This window comes from uncultured Methanobrevibacter sp. (assembly GCF_947166415.1).
In the GTDB taxonomy this organism is placed as follows: Archaea; Methanobacteriota; Methanobacteria; order Methanobacteriales; family Methanobacteriaceae; genus Methanocatella.
The window spans coordinates 31,870-48,631 of the sequence record NZ_CAMVEE010000013.1 but is presented as its reverse complement, the minus strand read 5'-3'; the positions used below and the strand labels follow the sequence as shown (position 1 = coordinate 48,631).

Below are 16,762 nucleotides of genomic sequence, written 5' to 3'. Positions count from 1 at the left end.
AAGGATGAAAGGTTTCTGAAGCTTGTAGATGAACTGGACAGAGGATATTATGAACGTATCGGTGATGAATTATCAAAATATGAAAATTATAATGAGTTTAAAGATCCCCATGTTGTCATATTGGCATTTGATAATAATATTGCAATTGCTTGTGCCAGTTATAGGTCCTTCGATAATGAATCCGTTGAATTTAAAAGAGTTTTTGTAAAAAAGGAATATCGCAGAATGGGAATTGCCCATAACATAATTATACAATTGGAAAAATTGGCAATCAAAGACAATTTCAAATATTCCTATATAGTTACCGGTAAGAACAATCATGCTGCAATAAAACTATACGAAAAGTTAAATTATGAACTTATAGACAAATTCGGACAATTCAAAAATGATGATTCGGTCATCTGCATGAAAAAGAAATTCGAATGATGCGAAATTCTTGTAAACAATGGTGACTATGTAGATGTGATTATTTTTATATTAAAAAATAATGTATCATTTCCAAATAATTAATTACTTCCTCTTTTATTTTATAGTTTTTTAATCAATATTTAATTTAAATATAGCAATTTTTGATTAAATTATATGTTTCAAAATTATAATAATTTTAAAAATTGACAATTTTCGTATTTTGTTTGAATTGAATGTTTTCGTTTGAAGCATTCAAAAAAAAGAAAAGAAGTAGATTTGAAATCTACTTGACTCTAATATAGACGCTTTTGTTAATGGCAGTATAATAGCCATTTCCTGCAAATTTGATTATTGCCTTAAAACTGCCTTTTTTGTTTAATTGGTTAAGTGAAAATATTGCCTGACCTTTGGCATTGGTTTTGATAGAGTAAGTTTTTCCACCAACGTTTACAGTAACTTTTGCATTCTTTAAAAACTGATTTGTATTTGTTTTCAAGACTGCAACATACTTTTTGGTCTTGTCCTTAAGGTAATATGTTTTGGCAGATGCAGTCAATTTAGGAACTGCCTTATTAACAAGAACCCTTGTATTCTTTGTTTCTACAGTGAGATAGTGGGTATTTTTCTCACTTGTTGAAATGGATATCTGGTATACTTTTGGAGACCATGTTTTGGTTGAAATCTTTACCTTACCCAAACTGTTTGTTGTATAAACATAGGATTTGCCGTTGATTACAACATTCAATTTATAATTCTTAACCGCTTCACCTTTATTGTCCTTTAATGTAATCTCAAGATATTTGTTTATGTTATAGACCGCAGAAACTGCAGCTGCAACAATTCTGTTTGCATAAGGAGAGATTTTGGTTTCATAAGTTGAATAACCCCCTTTTGCAGTATTGCCCTTGAAGGAACAGTTTATTGCAGTACCTCCGAATATGGCTCCCCCATTTAATGTTGCCATGTTGTTTGTAAATATGCAATTTATGATATTGGTGCTCCAGCTTTCAGAAGGATTACTGGCTGATCCGATGGCTATGGCGCCACCACGTCTTTCAGCACTGTTGTTTGTGAAATTACAATTTTCAATATTTGCGTTAGTTCCAATATATATTGCACCGCTGCCGACTTCTGTGGCTCTGTTATTGGCAAAGCTGCAGTTTATAATCGAACCGTTTTCCATGCTTATGGTTCCCCTGTTGTGGGCATAGTTACCTGTAAAACTGCAGTTTACAACAGTTGCCCCGTTAAGGGCTAAAGCACCACCGTATCCATTGTCTTTACCACTGTATCTGTCTTCTTCATCTGCATGATTATCTATGAATTTGGAATCTGAAATGATGACGTCCCCGTCAGCATAAATGGCACCCCCTTTATTTGCATAATTGCCTTTGAAGGTACAATTGGAAACTTTACCCAAACTTCCAATATATAATGCGCCACCAGTATCCTTTTGAACATAATTACCTTCAAAATAACAGTTGTCAACCGAACCAGTACCAAGATATACTGCACCGGCGAAAAATGGTTCGTTATAAGAAATGTATTTAACGCCGTTGCCTAAAAATCTGCAGTTTGAAATATTTCCATTGTTGGCATATACTGCACCTGAATTTCCATTTAAAACGACACAGTTAATGAATTCGCAATTTGAAATAGTGGCAGTGCCTTCGACATATACTCCACCTCCCTTATGTGCTTGGTTCTGACTGAAGGTGCAATTATCGACTATGATGTTATTTTTTGCGTATATAGCACCACCCATTTTCATACCGCTACGTTTCTCAAAATTGATGTCGTGAAAGGTGACATTATCTGAATAAACCTTAAAAATACCACGGGCATGACCAATTCCGTCACTTCCGCAAATAGTATGACCATGACCATATATAGTAAGCGGCCTATTGATTACAATACCATATTGGATTAGTGTATCAAAGAAACTCTCTCTTTCATATCCCCTCTCCACATAATCCTTATCCACATCTATATTATAGCAATAATCGTCATATAAATGAATCTCTGAATTACTGTTCCCATTGATTGTTTCATTTAAATCTGTAAATGTCTTTGGATTAGCTTTTAAGGGCACCTCATCGCCAGATGCATCATCTGTTGATGAAAAATCATCATTTAGCGCTTCATCAGCAGGAATACTTAATTCTCCTCGAATATCCGTCCCGTCACTTGCTGTTACATTGGCATCGACATCGCCGGCACTCACACCAGCTATGGAAAATAAACAAATGAACAAACAAATGATAAATAAACTCCTTTTATACATGATATAGAATATTATACTATGACAATATATAATTATCTATAAAAAAAGAGCATATATTCAATTATAAAAGAAGAATTTCCCATGGTTGAAAGATATATCTGATTCATATTCAATGAATTAAAAATGTTTGAACTGAATGTTTTCGGTTGAAATATTAAAAATAGAATGTAGATGAAAAAATCATCTACTTTAATCAAAATCTGACTGTGTTAAACATGATCCCGTGTCATGTATATTGGCCTTCATATTAACAGTTTCAACATATTTATAACAGAAATCATGCAAATCAAGGCCCCTTGAAAAAATAACTTCGCCGTTATTTTTAAAATTAATATTCGTAGAATCCTTTACCTGCATTGATACCAGTTTCGCCAGCATCTATTTTTTCTTTGAGTTTTCCTGCAATCTTACCTTGAGTTGTCTCAGGGTCTTGAGATCTAGGGTCCATAATAACAATATTATATGCAGTTACAAGACCTACAACATCCAAAATCTGGAAAGGACCATTAGGCGCTCCTGTAGCAAGCCTCCAAGTCAAATCGATTGTTTCTGGGTCCGCGACCTCTTCAGCCCATAAGGCCTGTCCGGCAGACAGGAATGGAACAAGGAGAGAATTAAGTACATAACCCGGCTGTTCTTTCAATACCTTAATAGGAACCATGTTTATGTCTTCAGCAAACTGAACAATTGTATCGAAGTATTCCTGTTCAGTTCCATGGTGTGGCATGACTTCAGCAGTGTTTTGAGCCCAAATGTTGTTTGCGAAGTGGAATGCCAAATATTTTTCAGGTCTTCCAGTGTGTTCTGCAAACTGGCTTGGAAGCAAAGTGGATGAGTTTGTAACGACAACTGTTTTTTCAGAAAGATATTTAGCCAATTCTTCATAAAATGCAATTTTTTGTTCAGGATCTTCTGCAATTGCTTCAATTACAAGGTCCGCATCATCTGCTGCTTCTTCATAGCTTGTGGTTAAGGTCAAGCTGTCAAATGCTTTTTGAGCTTGTTCTTTCAATGCATCTATCTCATCATCACTAAGGTCAGGTGTTTTGCTGAATCCTCTGCAATAAGCGGATTTATCTGTTTTCATCTGTTCAAGTGAACCTAGATATATGTTTAAGAGTCTTTCGAATTTAGGTTTTGCCCTTTCGATTGAACCGTCACTTCTTAACCAGACTGTTACATCGAATCCGCAGAATGCAGATTGATAAGCAATTTGACTACCTAGGACTCCTCCGCCCGCTACTACAACTTTTTTGATATCCATTTTTATCACCAAAATATAAATTATATTATACAAAAAATTAAAAAAACTAAATATAATTTCATATATAATAATTTATCATTTAAAATATTTAATATTTTTTAAAGAAATCTAAAAATTATCCAATGAAATAAGTAAAATTTCTATTCAAATGGCGAATCTTAAATAAGATTACCAACTGAATTAATTTAAGAAGAAATATTAGTGACCGTTCCATATATATCAGGACCAGCACGTGAAGCTAAATTGTTGATGAAATAACATTTTGTAGCTGTGGCACCTTTAATGAAAGAATAGATGGCTCCTCCATACATTGCGCGATTGCTTCTGAAGTTGCAATTGTACAATTTGAGCGCACCATTATTGTTTGTGGCAATAGCCCCACCGTTTTTTGTGGCTGCATTTCCAAGGAAAAATGTGCTTATAACATTGAGGCTTCCGGATTGGGAAAATATAGATCCACCACAATATGCCTTATTATAATAGAAACTGCATGTGGTTACCTTAACGGTGGATGTGCCATATCCAAGCTTGCTGTCCTTAAATTCTCCGAGGTAAATTATTCCACTTACAGCAGTATTCTTTACAAATTTGGAATTCTGGACTACAAATGATTTTGATGCATCCAATTTCAATATTGAACCTGAATCATAAACCCTGTTACCTTTGAATACAGTAGCCCCTACAGACCCTTTTGAAAATTTGTCCAGATAGAAAATGCTGTGTATCTTAGCAGTATTATAATAGAATCTGCAATTGTTAATCATTGCAGTGCTTAAAGAATACTTACTGTTTTCATAGCTTGCCACATAAATAGTGCTCGCATATGCTGCATTCTTTTGGTAAATGGAATTGTCAGTCCTTAGGATTGAACCTATATTAACATATACTGCTGAGCCGATTCCCCTTTTGAATTTGTTAAATGCCACATTGCTTGAGCGAATCGCCTCATTTCCTATAAACTTGGAATTCATGATTTTAATCATTGTGTTTTCGTTTCCATAAATGGCTGCACCATTGGCATTGTAAACCTTGTTGTTCATGAAAATACAGTTTCTAACAATAAGGGATGAACCTTTTAAAGCGTTTATTGCAGCACCATCCTGGCTTTTGGAGACAATGCCCCTGCAGTATCCGTTTTTAAATGTGACATCTGCAATTGTGACCTTGCAATCGGAACCTATTTTAAAGATTCTTGATTTGCCAACTCCATCAATGGAACAGTTATTCTTTCCTATAATTGTTAGGCTTTTTGAAATGACAATACCTTGTCCTCCTATAGACCCGGAATATTTAAAACTGTTTGTCAATCTCAATATTGAACCTGTTTCAGCATCATTAATCATTTGCTGCAAATCATCAAAAGACAGTATCTCTCCATTATTTTCATCAGTTAATAACTGATTGGACTCATCTGATGTGATTGATATGTTAGTGCCATTTGATTCTGATTTATCTATTGCACAATCATCATTTTGATATTTCAAATCAGTATCGTTTTGGACTTCCAATGAATCATATCCTCCACAGTCACTTGAATTTATTTCATTGATTGCATCGCCAGAATTAGCACTGGCATTGCCGATGCAACAAATAAATATTATCAATAAACAAACAAGTACAAATAAATTATTCCGATTCACAATTACCCAATCCTATTAAATCATATTATTGAACTAAATAGTAACCATTGCTAATTTTAAATAAGGTATAACATATTTACCAGTCTTTCAAATCTTTGTAGGTCATGTTGACAGTAAGTGGAGTAAGACTAGGTCTTTTTTCGACAAATAAAGCATGTCCGTCACTGTTTTCTTCATATTCCTGAACCAGATTTGATGTAATCATTACCAAATCATCACTGTTTTGACCTTCATCCAGAGGATAGTTAAAAATCTCTGATTTTTCCTCATGAGTATTGTCAATTACCATCTTATCCAGCATCTTATGTGACAGATGGGTGATTTTTACCTCTTCTGAGTCATAATTTGTCGGCACATTCAAATTAAACAAATCGACACCTTCAGGAAATCCTTCATTAATAATCTTCAATACAAGGTCATGCAAAACCTGCTTTGCCAAATCGAAGTCATATTCCAGATACCATTCACCTTTTTCATCCTGCTTATATGAAGTTTTGGGATCAATGAATAGGGAAGCGGCAATTGCGGGAATGCCTAAACTGACCGCCTCAAAAGCGGCGCAAACTGTACCGGATGATGTTATATCGCAGCTTATGTTGACTCCCTGATTTATTCCAGTTATGACCAGGTCAGGCTTTTCATCCATTACATAATTTGCACCTACTATCACGGCATCTGCAGGGCTGCCTGAAACTGAATATGCTTCGCTTCCGTCTTCAAGTTCACAGGAAAGCAATTTCAAATGTTTGAATAATGACATTCGGCGCCCTACACTGCTGTTATTTTCATCAGGTGCAACAACTGTCACATCAGCCAAATCTTCAACCGCCTGCCTTGCTGCCAATATCCCCGGTGAAAAAACCCCATCATCATTTGATATTAAAATCTTCATAATGTCCAAAACCTTAAAGTGTTAATATAATTAATATTTTATTCCTTTCATTTAAAAAAGTCTTTCTTAAAAAAGAAGTTACAAAAAAACCCTAGGATTTAATGTAATCTAAACTTCACAATAGATATAAGATAATGTTAATAAATAACTATAAATATAAAATTTTAAATGAAATACAATGAAAAACAAAACCTTGGATAGAAAAACACGAAACATGATACTTTTATTATTCCTGATAGGCGTATTTATGGGATCATTGGATACTGGAATCATCGGTCCGGTACTGCCATCAATTGAGCAAAGCTTGCATCTGACAAGCAGGGAGTCAAGCTGGATATTTACATTATTTGTAATCACATTCATGATCGGATCTCCCGTCATGGCGAAGTTTTCAGACTTTTACGGCAGAAAAAAGATTTTCATCTTGGACGTAATACTCTTTGGAATAGGCTCTTGCCTAATCGCATTTTCCTTTAATATCGAATCAATATTTCTTGGAAGAATCATTCAAGGTTTTGGTTGCGGAGGCCTCTTCCCGGTAGCCGGAGCATTCGTAGGCGATGCATTCCCACTTGACGAAAGGGGAAAAGCATTGGGGATTCTTGGAAGCGTGTTCGGAATTTCTGCAATTGGAGGTCCTTTGGTTGGGGCAGCATTGATTCCATTTGGCTGGAATTGGTGCTTTACAATTAACATCCCAATCAGTATATTGCTGGTGCTGTTTGCATTCTACATCCTTCCAGATGCAGAACATGAAAGAAAACTGAAAATAGATTATTTGGGAATTCTGATGCTGAGTTTGCTTGCGATATTATTGGCCTACGGATTGAATCAAATAGATTCAAGCAATTTTGTGAACAGTCTTTTGTCCTTAAATGTGGCTCCATTCCTAATAATTTTCATCATTCTTATTCCGATATTCTTTAGAATTGAAAAAAGGGCACAGGATTCAATCGTACCTATACACATGCTGAAAAACAGAGAGATTGCAATTGCATGCATTGAAACATTATGCTATGGGATAATATATTCATCAGCAATATTCATTCCATCACTTGTTATCCTTTCAATGGGCCTGAATGAACAATTCGCAAGCCTAATGCTGATTCCGATTTTAGGAGCAAATGCCGTTGCTGCACCGATACTCGGTAAAATCCTTGATTCAGCAGGTTCACGTAAGATTATGGCAGTCGGAACATTAATTTTAACATTCGGCCTGATTGTTATTGCAATATACCCTAATAATTTCTTATTATTTATTGTAGCCGGCTGTTTAATCGGTACGGGAATGGTGACAATTATTGGAGCACCATTAAGGTATATCGTTTTATGTGAAGCCAAACCACAGGAAAGAGGTGCTGGCCAGGCTATCGTAAACATGCTGTCAAGTGCAGGACAACTGATAGGTGGAGCACTCATCGGAGGAATAATTGCATCTTTTTCAGGAATTATGGGTTATAAGGTCAGTTTAATTTTGGCAGCTATTGTTGCATTCATCGCATTCCTGTTTACCCTGAAATTAAAAAGCCGCGATGAACAGATGGAAACCATGAAATCAAACTTATAAGATTAAACAGTAAGATTAATATTTAAAAAATCAATACATATTAATATGGGATTAAAAGATCTTTTAAGAAATACCCAAAATGACATACTTGAACAGAATGAAGAGCTATTGGAAGATTATAACTTAATCAATACATTCGGCTCTCCAAACAAGCTTTTTTTAAAATTTCTAAACTCAAAAAACCTTAAGATTGATGAAGACATCATTACTGAAGAGCTGATTGCGGAATTTCAGGATTCTGTCGATTCCATTAATCTGAAACTTGAAAAGATTAAAAAACAGAAGGAAACCATCTTCAAAGAGCGAAAGGTTTGGATTAATATTCCCTCAAATGATGATGAATGGGTCGGTACAGACTTGCTTTTAGACCATGACGGAATAACCATCAAAGAAACAAACGAAAAAATATTATACTCCCAAATGGATGAAATTGAAATACTCGATGGCGGATGGTCCAAAAAGAAAGTATTGATCAAACTTGAAGACAGGGATTTGATTTTCGCAATAAATGAAGATTTAGCAACACCCTTGAAGGAAATCCTCGAAGACAACATTGATAATGAAAGCTATGATGAAATAGATGGCCTTTTGGAATTGTACAGTCTATTTGAAGAAGGAAAGATTTCCGAAGAGGAACTTGAAATTCGTAAGGCTGTAATCTATAGTGATGATGTATATTGCACTAACTGTGGACATAAGCTAGATTCCGATTCACTGTTCTGCCCTGAATGCGGCCATCAGATTTTGTTTGATGACATTTAAATAAACATTAAAAAAAAATAGATTAGAGAAATCAGTCTCTAACCGCATAATTTACATCAGCATTCACTAATGCCTCATCAGATTCATCATCTGAAACGCTGTTGAAGTAGGACAAATGGATTATTTCATTTTCGAAAATGTAGGCTTTTCCAATGCCTTCCGGGTTTTCGAATTCATAGGCTTTTTCCAATCCTTTTGTTGGCTTGGATTCAAAAGTTGAATCAAAGGCATTTTCAATTACTTGTCTAGCCCTGTCCACATTGATTGTGAAAGTCATGTTTTCCACATCAGAACCTATAATATAACTTTTTAAAATCTTTTCGTGAAAGTCTTTGTAAATTTCGGAGCTTAAAAATAATTCAAAACCTTTGATTTCACCGTTTATGATGATTAAAACTCCTGTTTGTCCGTCTACAATTTCAAATGACTTTAGGATTTCTTTGAAATTTGTCTTCGCATTCTCATAGCTTTCAGACATCGCACTTGTTTTTGAGTGATAATTATTGCGTCTTTCAAGGGCATCGATTGATGACCATACTTCATTTTGAACCGGCCTGTTGGATCTGAATGCCTTTTCCTTTGCAACACGAGTATTTAAATCTGCAATATGAATAGAACTTGCAAATTCGCTTTTATATGCCCAACGGCCACGTTCAGTGCAGCTTACAGAAATATGTGACTGGGAATTTGGAGCTATTACTGTGGTTGCATTTACTATCCTGTTCTGGTCTCCACCGACTATTTCCTCGCCATCTATCAATATCAATGGGGTAACGGCATTATTCTTTACAATGACAGTGCTTACTGTGGAATGTTCACATTCCGTTACTTCAACCAAACCCAATTCCATTCCTTTTTTAAGAGTCAATACGTCAATGTACTTTTTTTCAGATTTAAGAGGAATTATGGCTACGTTTTCATGTGATTGTGGTGTTAATAACTCAATGTTTGAGTCAATTTCATTATCTTCAATTATCATAATATCATCCTTTAAGTTCAAGTTCTTCGAGATGGTCGCATAAAAAATGAACATCGCTTTCAGGATTTTCAACTTCCTTGATGAATTCTTCTTCACTGAGCACTTTTGCAATTGCATCAGTGCCTATAATGAATTGAATTCTTGCGAAATATTCGTCACTGATCTTATCGTATACCCGGCCTCCACTCATTGTTCCTTTAGCAACGGTTGAAGTGCTGTTTGATACATACCCAATCTTTCCGAAATATCTCATTTCACAAGCTATTGCTTCTGAATCATATTTGTTGTCAGGTTCTTTAACAAGTTTCACGATTCCGCCAAGTTTAAGAGGTTTTGAACCGTGCAATTTATTAAATGATTGTATTGTTATATACATTTATTATCACCTTGTGTATAAATTGTGCATTAAAGTATTTAAGGCTTTCGAAATTTGCCATCATAAGCTTAAATTGTCAACAGAATTTATAAGTTCCAGCATGTGCATATCCTTTTCATCCTGAGATGCAAAGCTGTATTCCTCAAAATAAAATGCAGGAATACCATTCTGATTTAATGGAATAGTCAAATACGGACCGCTCGTAGTGGAATCCGGAGCATAATAGGATATGTTTTGTGAATTTCCTGCAACTTCATAAGCATAATTCACGCTTTTTGATTCCTTAACTGGACTGAAAACAAAAGTCTTATAAGGATAGGCCCCAACATTGGAATGAATGTCAACAGCCAGATCATATCCTCCATTTATAATTTGGGGATAAACATATTTCAATGCCAGGTCCTGACCGTGCTGCCTTCCAGGACTGTCATCCGATGAGCCGTCACCATAATATCCTATATCTTCAGTTACATTGATAATGTAAATATCATAGCAATAATTCAAGTCTGTTAGGCTAGGCAACATCTTAAGCAAGGTTTTATGTGTCTCGTTTTCCAAAGGATGAACACCAACAACATAGGCTATCCTTTTGGAGCCATGATTTCCAAGATTTCTGATTACTTCAACGGTGCCTGAATCCTGCAATGTATCATTTGCTATGATTTCATGTGTGACATTGGTTGAATTTGTTTGTTTTGTATCCACATTGATAATCGCAATACTCAAAGCAAATATTACGATTAATAAAATCAAAATCACCAGATATTCTTTTTTAGCCATTGATTAAAGTATTCTTTTTCATTATATTAATTATTTTCTTGCTATTACACAAAGCCATGTAACCGTTTCATCTGTTACGCTGTCATGGCCTTCCTTTAAAAAGCTTATGACTTCGGAAAATCCTGCATGGCGCAAGTTCTCATCCAGTTCATCTTCAGAGTAAATGGTCATGCCCAACAGTTCAGACAGTTCCTTTTGGCGACCGTCATCTTCTTTTGGAACCGCTTCATTGCAAATGAGTATTACTCCGTCATCCTTCAATACTCTTCTGACTTCCCTTAAATCATTTACAATATCGGGCCAGAAATAAACTGTTTCGAATGCCGTTGCAATATCGAATAGGGCATCATCAAAGGGCATGGCTGATACTGAACATTCAGTGATTTCACACCTTCCTTCATCAATGGCCTTTTGATTTAGCTGAACGGATCTCTTCACGGCAAGATGCGAATAGTCAATGCCACAAACCTTATTTTCTGTCATTTTGAGAAATCTTTCAATATTTACTCCGCTTCCGCAGCCGATATCCAGAATCACATCTTCTTCAGTGATTTCCAAATGACTTATGCCCCACTTTGCAAGGTTTTCATGGTTTATTGTCATCCAGTCCAGCAGTTCATTGCCCAATTCACCTTTGGGATTTCCTGCATTTTTGAACAAGTCAGGATTTTCTATATATTCTGTCTTTTTATTGTCCATTGAACTCCACCTATAACACTTAATATATTATCTGAAATATAAATAATATAAGTGATAAAAAATTTTTGGGGATATTCATGCATATCAGAAAAGCTATTGATGAAGATTTAAATGACATTATGATAATCTATAGAACTGCACAGGACTTCATGATTGAATCCGGAAATCCTGACCAATGGGGACACACATATCCAAGCAGAGACCTGATTGAAAATGACATTGAAAATGAAAAGTGTTTTCTTATATGTGACGATGACGGACCTCATGGAGTATTTGCACTCTTTTTTGGCAATGAACCTACTTATGAGCATATTGAAAACGGCAAATGGCTTAACGAAGATGAATATGTTACAATCCATAGGATTGCAAGCGATGGAAAGGCTAAAGGAATTTTCAAATGTGCCATTGACTACTGCAAAAGCGTATCAGACAACATCAGAATAGACACTCACAACAGCAATAAAATCATGCAGATATTAATTGAAAAAAATGGATTTGGAAAGTGCGGAACAATATTTGTGAGAGAATCTCCAAGAATAGCCTATCAATGGACCAAACAATAAAAAAAGGAAATATCCTCCATATGAGAAATTATTTTAATAAAGTATTTTATTATCAAAATACATAAATGAAAATGTTATATTAGCTATTATTGAATTGGATTGAATGTTATGAACGTGGAAAAATTAGTTGGAAATACACCAATGATAAAGATTAACTATGAATACGAAGGAAGAAAAGACAGCATATACACTAAACTTGAATTTTACAACTATTCCGGAAGTATAAAGGACAGGATTGCATTATACATTATTCAAAAAGAAAGAGAAAACGGCAATTTGAAGGAAGGTCAAAGCATTGTAGAGGTTACAAGCGGAAACACCGGAATTGCATTCAGTGCAATCGGCGCTCTTTATGGCCATGACGTTCATATATTCATGCCTGATTGGGTATCCATCGAAAGGAGAAAAATCATTGAAATGTTTGGTGCCCACGTACATCTAATTTCCAAAGAGGAAGGTGGATTTAAAGGAGCATTAAAACTTGCTGAAGACTTTGCAAAAGAAAATGATGCATTCAGACCACTCCAATTTGATAATGAACTCAACGTTGAGGCACAATACCTTTCAACCGGTAAGGAAATCATAGATGATTTTCCAGATGTAAATGCCTTTGTTTCAGGTATCGGAACCGGAGGCACATTGATGGGAATCGGAAAAAGATTGAAGGACAACAATCCGGATTCCAAAATATTTGCTCTAGAACCTTCCACACTATCCATACTTAAAATGGGCATGGAAGAGGGAAGCCACATGATTGAAGGAATCGGTGACGACTTTATTCCAGGTATTGTGGAACCTGATTTGATAGACGACATTGTCTTGATACATGACTGCGATGCAATCAACATGTCAAAAATAATAGCAAAGGAATTCGGTTTGGGAATCGGTATTTCCAGCGGTGCAAACTTCCTAGCCGGCGTGATAATGAACAGCGATGAATACAATATGGCAACTGTCTTTGCTGATGACAACAAAAAGTACATTACCACAAAATTATCTGAAGAAATCGATGATGACCCTAAACTAATTTCCAATAAAATAATATTAATCGATTTTGAAGTAATTTAATTAAAAGTGAATTAGTTCACTTACTTATTTTTAAATTTTGAAAAAGTAGTTAGAGAAATGTTGGAAGTAAATCAAATTTTCCAATTTCATTTCCCCTATTTTTAAAATTAATCATTAGCCCATCTTTTCAATTTAGGAAAGACTTCCCTCATCATTGCGGATGCTTCATCCTTATCGAATTCCGGGTGGACTTCACACATCTTATCAATGCAGAATTTCATCATTTCATCCATTGTCATGTCAGAAGTGAATTCCCCATCTTTAAAGCAGTATATGCAATAATCCTCATTTTTTGTCCCATCTGCATTTGTCCCGTATAGCTCATCATCAGCCATTGGCATTGCACATGATTGGCAAAATTTTTGATTTTCAAAATTTTCCATGGTATCAAAGTTCCCTTCTATTTTCTTTTGAAATTAACTATCAAACATCCGAACAATGAAATCAGAACTAATAATATTGGATTTCCGGCAGCTTTCAGACTATAATCAATAGTGTCTTTATCCTTATCATTGCTATCCTCTTCCTCAACATCGATTTCCTCTTCTTCATAAGTTTCATTATTCAGATTTAGTGTATCAGATGTTAGAATTGCCTTATTGACTTTTTCACCAAGAGTGAGGGCTACAGTAGTGATGAATAAAAATTCATAATCACCTAATGAAATGTCTCCGATATCCCAAATTCCAGTTTTAGGATCAAATGTGCCTTTTGAAGCCTCATGCTTAATGTATTTCAAACCGTCAGGAAGCTGATCAAAAACCTTTACGTTTTTGGCAGTGCCCGGACCTAGGTTGGCTACAGTAATTATCCAAGTAACATAATCCCCAATATGGACATTCTCCTTATCCGCATCATTATCTAAAACTAGATACGCAGAGGAGTCCTTGTTACCTGATGAAACACTAGGACTGGATGAAACATCACTATTTTCAGAACTTTTGGCTGAAATGGTATTGTTTTCATCCTCAATATTTGCTTCCAAAATGCCATCATCACTTTGCGAATCCATTGCCAGCATGCCATCCTGGTTTTGAGATGATATGTCATCAGATCCGACTGAAATCGCCAAGTTTTGTGAATCCAATTGGTTTAAACCTGAATCGGAAGTGACATCATCAAAATCAATTGCACTTACGCAGGAGATGGAAGATAAGAAAATTAAAACTGCTATCAATAATATTTTCCCATCCATATTTACCTCTAAAATTATTCAATGTTCAACAATTTACAAATAATAGAATATTAAAGTTCCTGGTTTAATTATTCCATTATATACAGTACTAGATATTTAAATAAGATTATATAAATTTTTTTAAAAAAAATGGTTTGTTTCAAATCATTCTAAACCTATAATAATTACTAAATACATAAAATCAACTATGTCAGATTTATCAGAATTAATTAAAATAGCCAAAAACATCGAAAATCAAAATGAGGAAATCATACGTCTTTTGAAAAAAATAGCTGGAGAAGAAGCTGAAAATGACAAACTGGCAGAATATAAGTCCCTACTGAACAATTCCATTGACTTTGGAGAGTTGTATGCTGCAGAGGATAAAGTTATAGAAAAAGTGGAAGTCAAGGAAGTTGAAAACACATACCAAATCGGAACACTTCTGGAAAATGATCTTGATATAGGTGAAGTATATTTCATTGATGGAGAAAACATATTCAAACTATCCATTAAAAATAATGAAAGAAGCATCGATAATTTAACAGGTGATGGGCAACCTAATGAATTTAATTTACAGGAACAAATAGCTAATGAATCCATCAAAAATAATATTAGTTTGGAAGACTGTACAGTCATACTCAGCAAGGAACAATCACAAAATTTGCCTGAAACTTTGAGAATTTCTGTTGAACAGGGTGCAAAAAAAATATATCTTCCATTATATGCTTCAGCCCAGTTAGTGGGAGCTCCTCAAAACCTAATGGAAATCATCAAATTCGATTTTTACAAAACAGAAGAGGAATTGCTTGAAAAATTGTTCAAAACATAGGATTTTACCCTATGTTTAGAATTTGTAGTGTATGTTGTGCAATTTGTACAGACATACTGAACTGCTTGAAGGGAATGCATAAATCATATAGTCAAGCTCCTCCAAGGTTATTTTTTTATTTATGATGAATGCGAACATGTTAGCCACATTTTCCGCATCGGCAGCGTATATTTCAGCACCTACAATCTGCAGGTCCTTATCAACAATCACTTTTGCCTCAGCGGTCCTGTCGTTTTTAAGCTCTAAAGAATATGCATTACCATATCTGATTGTGTGAACATCATATTCATCGCTTTTTTCAGCAATATATGCTGGAACACCAACAGTGGCTATTCTCGGAATGGTATAGGCAACTGCCGGGACAACAGGATAAGTGATTTCATCGGCTCCGCCCAACAGCTCTTTTGCAAGATATTTGGACTGGTGGATAGCTACTGTTACAAGCTTGGCAATGCCTGTATCTGCAACATCACCTGAAGCATAGATGTTAGGCACATCTGTTTGCAGGTGCCCGTTAACCTTGATTCCCTGTTTTGTGTATGTCAATCCCACATTTTCAAGGCCTATGTCCTCCACATTCGCTGTTCTTCCCATAGCAGCAATTACATAGTCTCCAGTAATGCTGAGTCCACTTTCACATTTGACAGTGAATGCGTTTTCATGGGCCTTGTTGTCTATTTTTGATTGAGGATCCCTTAGGTATTCATCGGAATTCATTGCGCTTGTTACATTCAGGACTTTGGCTTCTGGATTATCGATTATTGTATTTTCGTCTTTAACTATTTCCTTAACTTGCTCGTGGAAGTGGAAACGGATATTTTTTTGCTTTAATATTTCTATGACGTTTTGCACATAAGGCTGGTGGAAGTACTTTAATGCCATGTCCCCTCTTATAATTACGTCAGCTTCAAGGCCTGCTTCTGCAAGGATTGATGCGAATTCCATGCCAACAAAGCCGGCTCCAATAATGATTGCATGCTTTGGAAGCTCATCAATATCCAAAAAGTCTGTACTGTCATGCAGGTATTCCTTTCCTTTAATGTCCGGAATGACCGGTTTCAGACCTGTGGATATCACAATTTTATCTGTAGTGAACTTTTTGTTTCCGACTTGTACGGTGTGCTCATCAACAATGACACCCTTTCCATGGGCAACATCCAAATCATATTCGTCGAATTTGCCGTCTAAGAATATGGACATTCCTGCTATTCTCTGACGTTTGAATTTCATCAAATCCGGCCAGCTGACTTCAAAATTGCCTGCCTTTCCAACGCCTTCAAAATTATCAGCCAATGCCTTTATCTCATATGGTGCGTCAAGCAATGCCTTTGAGTTGCAGCCTCTGTTAGCACATGCCCCTCCATACAGGCTTTCTTCGACAATTAATATTTTAAGACCCTCTTTTCTTAAAAAGCGAGCACCTTGCCATGATGCATTTCCGCTTCCTATATAAATAACGTCATAATCCATAGTT

17 protein-coding genes are annotated in these 16,762 nt (G+C 35.5%); 6 read left to right on the top strand and 11 right to left on the bottom strand.

The annotated features are described in order from the left end of the window. A partial coding sequence (locus Q0W25_RS04265; RefSeq protein ID WP_298519337.1) for a GNAT family N-acetyltransferase occupies positions 1–426 on the top strand: 426 nt, incomplete at its 5' end. 265 nt (positions 427–691) lie between these two features. On the opposite strand, the gene Q0W25_RS04260 is transcribed toward Q0W25_RS04265, so the two are convergent. The 4 genes from Q0W25_RS04260 to surE form a co-directional block, all read right to left on the bottom strand. Next, positions 692–2,692 (bottom strand): hypothetical protein, encoded by a 2,001-nt coding sequence (locus tag Q0W25_RS04260; RefSeq protein ID WP_298519334.1) that lies wholly within the window; start codon positions 2,690–2,692, stop codon positions 692–694. Positions 2,693–3,020: 328 nt separating this feature from the next. Further along, on the bottom strand, positions 3,021–3,956 hold the full coding sequence (locus Q0W25_RS04255; protein ID WP_298519331.1) for a 3-hydroxyacyl-CoA dehydrogenase: 936 nt from the start codon (positions 3,954–3,956) through the stop codon (positions 3,021–3,023). Between the two features lie 185 nt (positions 3,957–4,141). Next, positions 4,142–5,560, bottom strand: coding sequence for a hypothetical protein (locus Q0W25_RS04250; RefSeq protein ID WP_298519328.1), 1,419 nt, complete (start codon positions 5,558–5,560; stop codon positions 4,142–4,144). Between the two features lie 112 nt (positions 5,561–5,672). Next, positions 5,673–6,488: a 5'/3'-nucleotidase SurE gene (gene surE, locus Q0W25_RS04245; protein WP_298519326.1), complete on the bottom strand. Its 816-nt coding sequence runs from the start codon at positions 6,486–6,488 to the stop codon at positions 5,673–5,675. Between the two features lie 178 nt (positions 6,489–6,666). Between surE and Q0W25_RS04240 the strand changes: the two genes are divergently transcribed. Then, a complete protein-coding gene (locus Q0W25_RS04240) occupies positions 6,667–8,055 on the top strand; it encodes an MFS transporter (protein WP_298519323.1) in 1,389 nt (462 codons plus the stop codon). Positions 8,056–8,100: 45 nt separating this feature from the next. Then, positions 8,101–8,817: a zinc ribbon domain-containing protein gene (locus Q0W25_RS04235; RefSeq protein WP_298519320.1), complete on the top strand. Its 717-nt coding sequence runs from the start codon at positions 8,101–8,103 to the stop codon at positions 8,815–8,817. 31 nt (positions 8,818–8,848) lie between these two features. Here Q0W25_RS04235 and Q0W25_RS04230 read toward each other — a convergent pair whose 3' ends face one another. From Q0W25_RS04230 to Q0W25_RS04215, 4 genes are read right to left on the bottom strand one after another with little or no spacing between them, the layout of a single operon-like run. Continuing rightward, a complete protein-coding gene (locus Q0W25_RS04230) occupies positions 8,849–9,796 on the bottom strand; it encodes an ARPP-1 family domain-containing protein (RefSeq protein WP_298519317.1) in 948 nt (315 codons plus the stop codon). A gap of 4 nt (positions 9,797–9,800) precedes the next feature. Then, positions 9,801–10,172, bottom strand: coding sequence for an HIRAN domain-containing protein (locus Q0W25_RS04225; RefSeq protein ID WP_297828255.1), 372 nt, complete (start codon positions 10,170–10,172; stop codon positions 9,801–9,803). A gap of 60 nt (positions 10,173–10,232) precedes the next feature. Continuing rightward, complete coding sequence (locus Q0W25_RS04220; RefSeq protein WP_298519314.1) at positions 10,233–10,952, bottom strand: hypothetical protein; 720 nt, start codon at positions 10,950–10,952, stop codon at positions 10,233–10,235. Positions 10,953–10,982: 30 nt separating this feature from the next. Beyond that, positions 10,983–11,651, bottom strand: a complete 669-nt coding sequence (locus Q0W25_RS04215; protein WP_298519312.1) for a class I SAM-dependent methyltransferase — start codon at positions 11,649–11,651, stop codon at positions 10,983–10,985. A gap of 77 nt (positions 11,652–11,728) precedes the next feature. On the opposite strand from Q0W25_RS04215, the gene Q0W25_RS04210 reads away from it, so the two are divergent. Together Q0W25_RS04210 and Q0W25_RS04205 are read left to right on the top strand one after the other, a co-directional pair. Next, the gene (locus tag Q0W25_RS04210) at positions 11,729–12,214 is read left to right on the top strand and encodes a hypothetical protein (protein WP_298519309.1); all 486 of its coding nucleotides are present in this window, start codon (positions 11,729–11,731) and stop codon (positions 12,212–12,214) included. Between the two features lie 108 nt (positions 12,215–12,322). After that, complete coding sequence (locus tag Q0W25_RS04205) at positions 12,323–13,282, top strand: PLP-dependent cysteine synthase family protein (protein WP_298519306.1); 960 nt, start codon at positions 12,323–12,325, stop codon at positions 13,280–13,282. A 107-nt stretch (positions 13,283–13,389) separates the two neighbouring features. Here Q0W25_RS04205 and Q0W25_RS04200 read toward each other — a convergent pair whose 3' ends face one another. Together Q0W25_RS04200 and Q0W25_RS04195 are read right to left on the bottom strand one after the other, a co-directional pair. After that, positions 13,390–13,665: a zinc ribbon domain-containing protein gene (locus Q0W25_RS04200; RefSeq protein ID WP_298519303.1), complete on the bottom strand. Its 276-nt coding sequence runs from the start codon at positions 13,663–13,665 to the stop codon at positions 13,390–13,392. A 17-nt stretch (positions 13,666–13,682) separates the two neighbouring features. Beyond that, a complete protein-coding gene (locus Q0W25_RS04195; protein WP_298519301.1) occupies positions 13,683–14,477 on the bottom strand; it encodes a DUF11 domain-containing protein in 795 nt (264 codons plus the stop codon). Positions 14,478–14,664: 187 nt separating this feature from the next. Between Q0W25_RS04195 and Q0W25_RS04190 the strand changes: the two genes are divergently transcribed. Next, entirely contained in the window at positions 14,665–15,288 is a 624-nt protein-coding gene (locus Q0W25_RS04190) for a hypothetical protein (protein ID WP_298519298.1), read from the top strand. 15 nt (positions 15,289–15,303) lie between these two features. Here Q0W25_RS04190 and Q0W25_RS04185 read toward each other — a convergent pair whose 3' ends face one another. After that, on the bottom strand, positions 15,304–16,758 hold the full coding sequence (locus tag Q0W25_RS04185) for an NAD(P)/FAD-dependent oxidoreductase (RefSeq protein ID WP_298519293.1): 1,455 nt from the start codon (positions 16,756–16,758) through the stop codon (positions 15,304–15,306). Positions 16,759–16,762: the final 4 nt, after the last annotated feature.

Coding starts and splice junctions, on each gene's coding strand:
- Q0W25_RS04200 (WP_298519303.1), bottom strand. CDS start 13,665: ATGGAAAATTTTGAAAATCAAAAATTTTGCCAATCATGTGCAATGCCA.
- Q0W25_RS04215 (WP_298519312.1), bottom strand. CDS start 11,651: ATGGACAATAAAAAGACAGAATATATAGAAAATCCTGACTTGTTCAAA.
- Q0W25_RS04260 (WP_298519334.1), bottom strand. CDS start 2,692: ATGTATAAAAGGAGTTTATTTATCATTTGTTTGTTCATTTGTTTATTT.
- Q0W25_RS04185 (WP_298519293.1), bottom strand. CDS start 16,758: ATGGATTATGACGTTATTTATATAGGAAGCGGAAATGCATCATGGCAA.
- Q0W25_RS04205 (WP_298519306.1), top strand. CDS start 12,323: ATGAACGTGGAAAAATTAGTTGGAAATACACCAATGATAAAGATTAAC.
- Q0W25_RS04235 (WP_298519320.1), top strand. CDS start 8,101: ATGGGATTAAAAGATCTTTTAAGAAATACCCAAAATGACATACTTGAA.
- surE (WP_298519326.1), bottom strand. CDS start 6,488: ATGAAGATTTTAATATCAAATGATGATGGGGTTTTTTCACCGGGGATA.
- Q0W25_RS04255 (WP_298519331.1), bottom strand. CDS start 3,956: ATGGATATCAAAAAAGTTGTAGTAGCGGGCGGAGGAGTCCTAGGTAGT.
- Q0W25_RS04190 (WP_298519298.1), top strand. CDS start 14,665: ATGTCAGATTTATCAGAATTAATTAAAATAGCCAAAAACATCGAAAAT.
- Q0W25_RS04210 (WP_298519309.1), top strand. CDS start 11,729: ATGCATATCAGAAAAGCTATTGATGAAGATTTAAATGACATTATGATA.
- Q0W25_RS04225 (WP_297828255.1), bottom strand. CDS start 10,172: ATGTATATAACAATACAATCATTTAATAAATTGCACGGTTCAAAACCT.
- Q0W25_RS04230 (WP_298519317.1), bottom strand. CDS start 9,796: ATGATAATTGAAGATAATGAAATTGACTCAAACATTGAGTTATTAACA.
- Q0W25_RS04195 (WP_298519301.1), bottom strand. CDS start 14,477: ATGGATGGGAAAATATTATTGATAGCAGTTTTAATTTTCTTATCTTCC.
- Q0W25_RS04240 (WP_298519323.1), top strand. CDS start 6,667: ATGAAAAACAAAACCTTGGATAGAAAAACACGAAACATGATACTTTTA.
- Q0W25_RS04220 (WP_298519314.1), bottom strand. CDS start 10,952: ATGGCTAAAAAAGAATATCTGGTGATTTTGATTTTATTAATCGTAATA.